At 54.4% G+C, this 10,076-nt stretch carries 8 protein-coding genes; 5 read left to right on the plus strand and 3 right to left on the minus strand.

The genetic code is table 11. The features are described 5' to 3' along the window. Positions 1 to 114: 114 nt before the first annotated feature. From PMI36_RS05665 to PMI36_RS05650, 4 genes are all read left to right on the plus strand, one after another. Positions 115 to 1,461 (plus strand): MFS transporter, encoded by a 1,347-nt coding sequence (locus tag PMI36_RS05665; protein ID WP_008074784.1) that lies wholly within the window; start codon positions 115 to 117, stop codon positions 1,459 to 1,461. 63 nt (positions 1,462 to 1,524) lie between these two features. Then, the gene (locus tag PMI36_RS05660; protein ID WP_008074786.1) at positions 1,525 to 2,265 is read left to right on the plus strand and encodes a nitroreductase; all 741 of its coding nucleotides are present in this window, start codon (positions 1,525 to 1,527) and stop codon (positions 2,263 to 2,265) included. Beyond that, positions 2,262 to 3,914: an AMP-binding protein gene (locus PMI36_RS05655; RefSeq protein WP_008074788.1), complete on the plus strand. Its 1,653-nt coding sequence runs from the start codon at positions 2,262 to 2,264 to the stop codon at positions 3,912 to 3,914. The genes PMI36_RS05660 and PMI36_RS05655 overlap by 4 nt, the downstream gene beginning before the upstream one ends. 123 nt (positions 3,915 to 4,037) lie before the next feature. Next, positions 4,038 to 5,300, plus strand: coding sequence for an OprD family porin (locus PMI36_RS05650; RefSeq protein ID WP_050549267.1), 1,263 nt, complete (start codon positions 4,038 to 4,040; stop codon positions 5,298 to 5,300). A 207-nt stretch (positions 5,301 to 5,507) separates the two neighbouring features. Here PMI36_RS05650 and PMI36_RS05645 read toward each other — a convergent pair whose 3' ends face one another. After that, positions 5,508 to 6,485 (minus strand): lipase family protein, encoded by a 978-nt coding sequence (locus tag PMI36_RS05645; protein WP_008074792.1) that lies wholly within the window; start codon positions 6,483 to 6,485, stop codon positions 5,508 to 5,510. Positions 6,486 to 7,148: 663 nt separating this feature from the next. Further along, the gene (locus PMI36_RS05640; RefSeq protein ID WP_008074794.1) at positions 7,149 to 8,267 is read right to left on the minus strand and encodes an NADH:flavin oxidoreductase; all 1,119 of its coding nucleotides are present in this window, start codon (positions 8,265 to 8,267) and stop codon (positions 7,149 to 7,151) included. A gap of 102 nt (positions 8,268 to 8,369) precedes the next feature. Here PMI36_RS05640 and PMI36_RS05635 point away from each other — a divergent pair, with 102 nt between their 5' ends. Beyond that, entirely contained in the window at positions 8,370 to 8,744 is a 375-nt protein-coding gene (locus tag PMI36_RS05635; RefSeq protein WP_008074797.1) for a winged helix-turn-helix transcriptional regulator, read from the plus strand. A gap of 58 nt (positions 8,745 to 8,802) precedes the next feature. Here the strand turns inward: PMI36_RS05635 and PMI36_RS05630 are convergent, their stop codons facing one another. Then, complete coding sequence (locus tag PMI36_RS05630) at positions 8,803 to 10,050, minus strand: OprD family porin (RefSeq protein ID WP_443216707.1); 1,248 nt, start codon at positions 10,048 to 10,050, stop codon at positions 8,803 to 8,805. Positions 10,051 to 10,076 lie beyond the last annotated feature (26 nt).

The following is a 10,076-nucleotide window of genomic DNA, read 5'->3' on the forward strand; positions in this document are numbered from 1 at the left end:
CGAGGTTGCGGTGGTCAGTGAGTACCCCAATGGCTAACCGCTTGGGGGAAGCAACCCTGATGTACCTAAACAAGTGCACTTCACCAACAAAAATAAAATTGAAGGAGACACGATATGCAATCAGTGAACGTCTACACGCTCGCGGGCGAATCAAAATTCAACGGATTTCATCGACTGATTCTTTTCTGGTGCGTGCTGATTCTGATCATCGATGGTTATGACCTCGCCGTAGTCGGCGCTGCACTGCCCGCCATCATGCAGGACATGGGAATTGACGCTACAAGCGCTGGTGTCATGGCCGGGTCGGCCCTGCTCGGGACAATGCTGGGCGCTATCTTTCTGGGCACCTTAGCCGACCGTATCGGCCGTCCTAAAATGATCGCCATCTGCGTAGCGTTGTTCAGCCTGTTCACAGCGGCTGCGGGGCTTACCAGCGACCCGATCAGCTTCAGCATCGCCCGCTTCATCGCCGGGCTGGGGATCGGTGGCGTCCTTCCGATCGTCACTGCACAGATGGGCGAGTTCTCACCAGCGAAACTTCGTACCCGGCTGGTGACCTTAGTGTTTGCGGGTTACTCCGTGGGCGGCATTCTGGTCGCGCTCACGGGCAAACAACTGATCGAAAGTCATGGTTGGCAGTCCGTCTTTTACGTCGCAGGCCTACCCGTCCTGTTAATCCCGCTGATTCTGAAGACCCTGCCAGAGTCCATGGCGTACTTGCTCAAACAAGGCCGCCAAACGGAACTGCGCTCCATCGTCAAAAGAATCAATCCCGCTTATCCGCTGAGTAGTGACGCTGTACTCGCGGGCAATCCTGCCGAGACAAAAGCTTCGCTCGACAGTCCGATCAAAGGGCTATTCAGCGAGGGTCGCGGGTTCAGCACGGTCATGATCTGGGCTGCATTCATGACGGGTCTGTTCATGGTCTACGCGCTCAATTCCTGGTTGACCAAATTGATGGCAATGTCAGGTCATAGTCTTGGCTCGGCTCTGAACTTCGTCATCGTGTTCAACGTGGGAGCGATTGTCGGTGCGATTGGAGGCGGATGGCTAAGCGATAAATTCAACATCAAGTATGTGCTGATTACATTCTACCTCGTGGGAGCAGTGGCGCTCACCGTAATGGGTTTTACACGTTCAACCGAACTGTTGTTCGTGGTCGTATTCATTGTTGGCGCCTCAACACTCGGTACTCAACTGATTGCCTACGCCTACGCAGGGGATTTCTATCCCACTCCAATCCGTTCGACAGGCGTGGGCTTCGCGTCTGGAGTTGGCCGAATTGGCGCAATTATCGCGCCGGTACTAATCGGCTGGCTCGTTTCATTGGCCTTGCCACTTGAACAAAACTTCATGGTGATCGCCCTCGCAGGCCTCATAGGCGCCTTGGCGGTCACGTTCGTAAACCAGGCACATGCGGACTCCACCCAGGTCAGCAAAGCGCCAGCCTTATCACGCTGACAGACTGCTAGCCGTCTTCATGTTCCTGACCACCTGGCTTGAACACGTTAAAGGATATGTACCTTGAATCGCTTGTCACTAACGCCACTGTCAGCGCAAGAGCTTAAGCGCACGGTCGACTGGGCAATCGCCTCACGCCGCAGCGTCAGAGCCTTTCTCCCGACAGCCGTGCCCCATGAGGAAATTGAAGCGATTCTAGACATCGCTCGCTTCAGTGCCTCGGGTGTGAACATGCAGCCATGGCGCGTTCACGTCGTAACCGGTGACGCCAAAGATCGGCTGTCGATGGCAATCGCCGCTATCGACAACGATCCGCAGCTCAGTAGCGACCTGCAAGATCCTTACGAATACTACCCACGCGAGTGGGTCACGCCCTATGTTGATCGCAGGCGTAAGGTGGGTTGGGATCTCTATGGACTGCTGGGGATTGCCAAAGGTGAAAAGCAACGCATGCACCAACAGCACGGGCGTAACTACCGATTCTTCGATGCCCCGGTTGGCCTGCTGTTTACGTTGGACAAAGTGCTTGAGCAAGGCAGCCTCCTGGATTACGGCATGTTCCTGCAAAGCGTCATGCTGGCTGCACGTGGCCGAGGCTTGCACACGTGTCCGCAGGCCGCATTTCTCAAATACCACAATGTCATCTCAGACGTTCTGAACATCCCGGCCGAGCAGATGCTGGTGTGTGGCATGAGCCTTGGTTACGCCGATCCCGTGGCTATTGAGAACACGCTGGTAACGGCGCGGGAGCCAGTCAGTGCTTTCGCAGTTTTTCATCATAATAATAAGGAGACCTGCCCATGATTAGTGGCGCATACGCAAGTGGACTCGATCAAAGCCCGGCCAACCATGTCCCGCTCACCCCACTTGGATTCCTGGACCGAGCCGCACTGGTACATCCTGACCGGGTGGCCATTATCCACGGAGAATTGCAACGCACCTGGGCACAAACACGCGCGCGTTGTTACCGACTTGCATCATCGCTGATAGGCCGAGGCATCCAGCTTGGCGATACCGTGTCCATCCTCTCACCCAACACGCCAGCGATGGTCGAAGCGCATTTCGGGATTCCGTTATCCGGTGCCACCCTCAATACAATTAACCATCGCCTGGATGCCGATGGCATTGCATTTATTTTGCGTCACAGTGAATGCAAATTGCTGCTGGTCGATTGCGAATACATGGCCGTTGCGTCTGCTGCACTGGAGCAGCTCGAACTCCGTCCGGCACTCATCATAATTCGCGATCACCTGGCCACGGTATGTGTCGATGCAGATGCCCCAGACTATGAAGCACTACTCGCCGAAGGTGACCCGCAGTTCAAGGGGGTATGGCCCACCACTGAGTGGCTGCCTATTGCCCTCAACTACACCTCGGGCACTACGGGAGACCCAAAAGGTGTGGTGGTCAGTCACCGAGGCACTTACCTGATGACCCTGCTGCAAATGACCAATTGGTCGCTTCCACAGGCACCTCGGTACCTATGGACGCTGCCAATGTTTCACGCTAACGGATGGTGCTTCACCTGGGCAATTGCGGCGGCAGCAGGGACACATATTTGCTTGCGTAAGGTATCTGCAGAAAACGTCTTCGATGCCATCTCCAGGCACAAGGCTGACCATTTTTGTGCAGCCCCAACCGTGATGGCCATGATTGCCAATGCGCCGAAACCACCAGTGCTCTCGCACTCGGTTCGCGTACTGACAGCTGGCTCTCCACCACCTGCGACAGTGCTGGACGCAGTGGTGTCGATGGGTTTCCAGGTTGATCACGTGTACGGCATCACTGAAGTGGCAGGTACGCCTATCAGCTGCGTTTGGCAGGACGGCTGGGATGAACTCAGCGCACCAGAAAAAGCCGGAATGCGTGTTCGACAAGGTTCGCGTGCTGCGGCGTTCGAAGGTTTGATGGTTGCCGACTCGGAAACATTAGCGCCCGTACCCCATGATGGCCAGACCACAGGTGAACTGCTGCTGCGTGGCAATACCGTGATGATGGGCTACCTGAAAAACGAGGCAGCGACGCAGAAGGCATTCGAAGGCGGTTGGTTCCATACCGGCGATGTAGCAGTGGTTCATCCCAACGGCTACATGCAGATCACCGACCGCTGCAAGGACGTGATCATCTCCGGTGGCGAAAACATATCCTCCGTAGAAATTGAGGACATCCTCCATGGTCATACGTCAGTACTTCATGCAGCCGTGGTGGCACAGCCGGATGACAAATGGGGCGAAGTGCCCTGCGCATTCATCGAGCTGAAAAGCGAATCTCAGCAGCCTACGGAGGCTGAACTTATCGCGTTCTGCAAAGCACGTTTAGCCCGCTATAAGTGCCCAAGCCGCGTGATATTCATGGAGCTTCCAAAAACGGCGACTGGAAAAATCCAGAAATTCATTCTTCGCCAACAAGCGGGTAGCCGGGAAGCCATCGTGCGATTGGCATCAAGCGGCTAATCCCCCTGCAGCCAAACGTCACTTAATACAAAGACTATCAACATGCGGAGCGCGGGCGCGTCGCTCCTCAGGGAGTTACGCGCATTGCAAACACCAAAAACAACAACAAATGGTGCATTAGAGATGGCAAAAAAACGTATGACGTCGGTCTCGACAATCCTGTTCACTTGCGCGGCTCCAAACGCCTTCGCGGACTTTATCAAGGACACACAGACAAGCCTTGAATTGCGTAACTTCTACTACAACCGTGACTTTCGCAACGATGGGGCCAAACAATCCAAACGCGATGAATGGGCTCAAGGCTTTATCTTGAATGTGCAGTCCGGCTTCACTGAGGGCACGCTTGGGTTTGGCGTCGATGCGCTCGGTCTGCTGGGGGTCAAATTTGACTCCAGCCCGGACCGAACCGGCTCGGGCTTATTGGCCTATGATTCACAGCGCAATGTAGATGACGAGTACAGCAAATTCATTCCAACCGCCAAGGCTCGGCTTGGCCGAAGCGAGATACGCATTGGTGGTCTCAACCCGGTACTCCCACTGCTGTCCAGCAATAACAGCCGCCTGCTCCCACAAGTGTTTCGCGGTGGAATGCTGGTGTCCAAAGACCTGGAGCCTGTAACCTTCAGCGCGTTACGAATTAACGCAGTGAAACAGCGAAACTCAACGGACTTTGAGTCACTGACGGCTTTTGGGTACAAACCGGTAAAGGCCGATCACTACACCTATCTCGCACTTGATTACAAACCCTTGCCACAACTCTCACTCAGCTATCACCTGGCTGAGTTGGAAGATCTCTACCGCTCGAATTTTTTCGGTCTGAAGTTTGAAAGAGCACTTGGCTCCGGAACAGTAATCTCCGACGTCCGATATTTTTCTGCCAGCGAAACAGGGGATGAAGGTATAGGTGATGTGAACAACCGCACCCTCAGCACGATGCTTTCTTATCGCCAGAGCGGCCACACCTTCGGCGCAGGTTTTCAGAAAGCCTGGGGGGATACATCGTTCGCCATGATCAATGGCGCCGACACGTATCTGTTCGCTGAGTCGTTGGTCAGCACATTCACAGCCCCCCAAGAACGCGTCTGGATCGCACGCTACGATTTCGACTTCGCAGCGGCAGGGCTACCTGGACTTACCCTGGGTTTGAAATACGCAAAAGGTGGAGATGTAGATCCCACCCTTTTGGGCTCAGCCCAAGCAGCGTCTCTACGATCGGAGGGAAAAGATGGCAAGGAATGGGAACGCGTTACCGATATTACTTACACAATACAAAGCGGCCCGTTCAAGAATGTGTCGGCACAATGGCGAAACTCGACAAATCGTTCCACCTACGCCGATAGCGCCAATGAAAATCGACTGATATTTCGGTACACGTTCAAATTTTGAATGATGAAATCGGTCGATGACCGTGGCGCCAGCATTTAACTGGTCAATCCGAAAACCAAGTGAGTGCAGGATGAATTCACCATCCACATCGCGTCTGCTTAAGCACCGTTGCGAGTAATAGGTTTACGGATAAACGGGTTGCAGTTAAGGCTTCTCAAAGAAATGCCCTAACTACAACCCGAACGTCTGGACGACGAGACTATCTCACTAGCTGCCGAAGGGCGGCATCGGTATATCGCCGGGCTGCAGGCCCAACAGTGTCATGTACTCATAGACGTGCTGATAGCCGGATTGAGACTCGTAGCTTGTGCAGTCGGATTGAAGTTTCCCACAGAGCCGCAGCTCCATGTTCGCGCTGCCCATTCCCCATTGCGTATAGTTCAGGTTGTTATTCACAACCTTGTCTATGCAGGAACAAACCATGTTCCTCGTGTTTTCCTTGGGGTCGTCCTCATAAAGGGTCAGGGAGTCATCGAGAGAAGTTGCACACCACGCCATCGGAACAACATCCAGCGTGTTGTAGATGCGTAGCGCATTGCCGGCCATTTGCTTATTGAAATAGCTCGCGAACAAACCATCGCCAGCCGTGGGTGCAGCAAACGTTTCACAAAATAAGTTAAAGCCCGGAAATTTGTCTTTCAGATAAAGCGCGACCACCGACATGAGCGCACCGCCGAGGCTATGACCGACCAATCGGATCGTCGCCCCACTTTGCTGCTTCCCTAGAAAATCGCACAGCGTGCCCTGAGAACCGACAGTCGATGCTGTAGTCAGTATCGCGTTCACACCCTTTGAAGTTCCCTGCGCGATGTTCGCTGGTACCTGGCAGCCCGGGATAACGCTTTTCAATGGCACCATTGGAAAAATATCAAGATCGTCCACCTGATCCTTTAAGGAGTCCTTGAGTGTCCCACTCGTCACCACGACGATGTCGTTCTCGCCGGCCAGCACCACGGTGATGTGCGCCGCGTGTTCGCCATCCATCACCAGCGCAGGGCCCCAGACCACGTCATAACCGCCGCCTACCTTGGAGGCATTCAGACGCGAACGGATATTGTCCGTAACCTGACTCGGCGTAGGATTCTTCATGTTTTTCCAGGACTGAGAATGCAACGCCGCATTGTTGACCACGAAAGCGTGTGTAAGACTGATTTGCCTTTGCTGAAGTGAGTCTAGCGAAGTCATGACTGCTCCTTGTCTCGAAGATAAATAATTCAACGGGACCAACGAAAACTCACGGCTGCCGTCGATCCTTCTGGGTCAGCAAGACCGAGTGTAGTCTTAGTTTTGGAAGCATCAACTTGATGTGCAGCCATTTGAGCAACAGGTCGAACGGTCCTTGATTCCGTCAATCCCGAAACTGCTGGTAGACCGCTGACCAGGACCCGAAGCGTTTGGGCCCGAGCTTCGTGCAAGCCTCGACGAGCAATATGAATGCTGAGGAAAGCCACGAGTTTTATACAGTCCAACTCGGCTTGCCTGCTCCGCTAACCTAGTCGCCGATGCATTTTTCGCCGCAGCCTTGCAGCTCCAATTGGTGGATGCCCCGCGACGCACAAATATGGACGCCATGACACGGTGCCCACTCGCACCATGAAGAATCTAGCGCTACATTAATTAGCGACGCTGTGTAGCCTGCGCATAAACTCCCAGGCCACACTGCAACCCAATCCTGTTTGCGCGGGTGTTGAGTGGCCTTAACATGTTCGGTCATTGAAACAGTCAGGGCGCACTCAACAATAACAACAACAGATTACGACTCGACCCCGCAAAATCCGAGGCGAGACCTCTGATTTCTTCAGGCTAAAACCTTTGTAACATTACACTTTCCATACTCCGTAATAAGGCTCAAACCAATTCGGCTAATGATGCCGGATTGAAGCCCTTCAGATCTGCGTAATCGCCATTTTCCACCTTGGCTGCCCAATCCTTGTCACTTAACAGAACACGCCCTACAGCGATCAGATCAAACTCTTCGCGCTCCATGCGCTCGACAAGCCGATCCAAACTCGCAGGGGTTGATCCCTTGCCGGCGAAGGCATTAGTAACATCATTATCTAGCCCAACCGAACCGACGCTAATGGTTGTGGCTCCAGTGACTTTCTTCGCCCAGCCCGCGCAGTTCAGCCCGTTCTCACCGTCAATTTCGGGAAACTCAGGTTCCCAGAAACGTCGCTGCGAGCAGTGCAGGACGTCGACACCGGCCTCGACCAATGGCAGCAGCCAGTCTTCCATCACAGCTGGTGTTTCAGCGACGCGTACGCCGTAGTCCTGTTGCTTCCACTGGCTGACGCGCATGATGATCGGGAATTCAGGGCCAACAGCATGACGAACAGCAGATACGATCTCGCTGGCAAAGCGCGAGCGTTCCTTGATTGTCGGGCCGCCGTAGCGGTCGGTGCGCAGATTGGTACCAGACCAGAAAAACTGATCGATCAGATAACCATGGGCTCCGTGGATCTCAACGGTATCGAAGCCCAGTCGTTTGGCATCCGCTGCGGCCTTGGCGAACGCTGCTACCGTGTCGGCAATGTCCTCTTCACTCATCGCCACACCACGCAGGTCACCTGGCGAATCAAGGCCCGACGGGCTTTCCACTGGCGCATCTGGCTCCCAGTCGTTGATGTAACGCGTGGCACCGGTGTGCCAGATCTGCGGTGCCATGCGCCCGCCAGCGTTGTGGACCGCATCGATCACGTTTTTCCACCCAGCAAGCGCCGCTTCGCCGTGAAAAAAAGGTATGCCGGAGTCATTACGCGATGCTGGGCGATCAATCACGGTGCCTTCCGACAAAATCAGCCCGACACCTCCCTCTGCCCGCCGCCGGTAATAGGCAGCGCTCGCTTCACCCGGGACGCCTTCGGGTGAGAGCAGACGCGTCATCGGCGCCATGACAATCCGGTTTTTCAGTTCAAGCGAGCGGATGGAAAGAGGACGAAATAAAACGCTGGTATCAAGCTTTGACATTGGATGGACTCCATTTGCTTTTGGAAGTCACATAAGTATATTTTGTAGACCTAATGTCAATTAGGCACCTAGAGTCGCCTAGGTATACATGAGGAAACTTCGATGCTGGAATTAAAGCCGCAATGTTTTTCGTCAGACTGCCCAAGCCGGGCGCTGTTCGACCAAATCGCAGACAAGTGGTCGATGATGGTTCTGGCGGTGCTTGATGATGGGCCGCATCGCTTCAATGCCATCAGGCGTCGCCTGGAGGGCGTCACTCAGAAGGCACTTACACAGTCCCTGCGGCGGTTGGAACGAAATGGTCTCGTCTCGCGTCAGATCATTTCGTTCTCGCCCGTGGCAGTGCAGTATGAGATCACCCCACTTGGTCTAACACTGCAGCAGCCATTTCGCGAATTGCATAAATGGACGCTCGACAAATTGCCTGAGGTTGAAGCTGCCCGGTTGAAGTTTGATGAGGCCGCGGAGGGAAGCTGACGATGCGAGTCTTTTTATTGACTCGCCGCCACTGCCACCCTGCAACGCAGAATATTCGTCACAATAACGATATAGGATAATTAATAAAAATCCGGTTTTCATCAAACTCATTGGTACTGAAATCCCTGCGAACACTCGAATTTCGCCATTTAAAGCTGAGATTTTTCAGCGCGCCGGACTGCACGACGTAGGCCAATTCCGATTCTCGGCCCCATTCTTTGCCATCTGTGATCGAACCTGTGTGGACATTATCACCACTGATATATCGGTTCATTAATGTCAGTCCCGGGATACCGAGCACCACGAAGTTGAAGTCATGGCGCACTTGCCAGGACTTTTCCTTGGCGTTGTCATAGCTGGCGTTGTAGCTGTCGTTGGCCAGGGTGCCGCCACTGCTGCCGTTAACGCGCATCCACGCGCTGTCGCCGGTGAGTTTTTGCAGGCCGACATAGAAGGTGTTGCCGCCGTATTTGGCCGATAGCAAGGCGAAGGAGGTTTTGTTGTCCAAGTCGCCGGCCAGGGCACTGCCGTCTTCCTTGCCGTTGAAGAAACCGAGGTTGGCCCCCAGGGTCCAGTCGCCCACGGGCTGGCTGTGGGTGAGGTTGACGTATTGTTGCTGGTAGATGTCGGTGAGCTCGGCGTACCACAGGCCGACCTGGGTGCGCTTGTCGTTGAAGCTGTATTCGCCGCCGCCGAAGTTGAAGCGGTCGGAGGTGAACGCGGCTTTGCCGTTCATGAACATGTCTTCCATGCTCGCGTCGTTGCGTGGGCTGTTACTACGGAACTGGCCGCCATAGAGGGTCAGGCCGGCGATCTCGTTGGAGGTCACCTGGCCGCCGCGAAAAGTCTGCGGCAGCGAGCGGCCATCGTCGGAGCGCAGAATCGGCAGCACGGGCATCCATTCACCCACTTTCAACTCGGTTTTTGAAAGTTTGGTTTTCAGCGCTACCCCGAGGCGGCCGAAATTATCGGCTGGTCGGCCGTCGTCGTGGATCGGCAACAGTTGGGTACCGCCGGTGCCTTTGCCACCATCAAGCTTTTGAGAATAAAGACCCAATACATCAACACCGAATCCTATCGGCCCGCCGGTATAACCAGAGCGAGCGTCAAGGATGAAGCTCTGTGTCCACTCCTCGGCTTTGTTCTGTGGTGTGGCGCTGTTGGGATAGGCCGGATTGATGAAGTTACGATTGATGTAAGCGTTGCGCAAATTGAGGGTGGCCTTAGCGCCATCGACAAAGCCACTACTCTGATCGGCTTGAACAGCCACTGACGACCCTGCGCCGACCACAAGAGTCAGACTGATCAGAGATTGATGTGCAGGCACGCTGC

The organism is Pseudomonas sp. GM79 (assembly GCF_000282495.1).
GTDB lineage: Bacteria > Pseudomonadota > Gammaproteobacteria > Pseudomonadales > Pseudomonadaceae > Aquipseudomonas.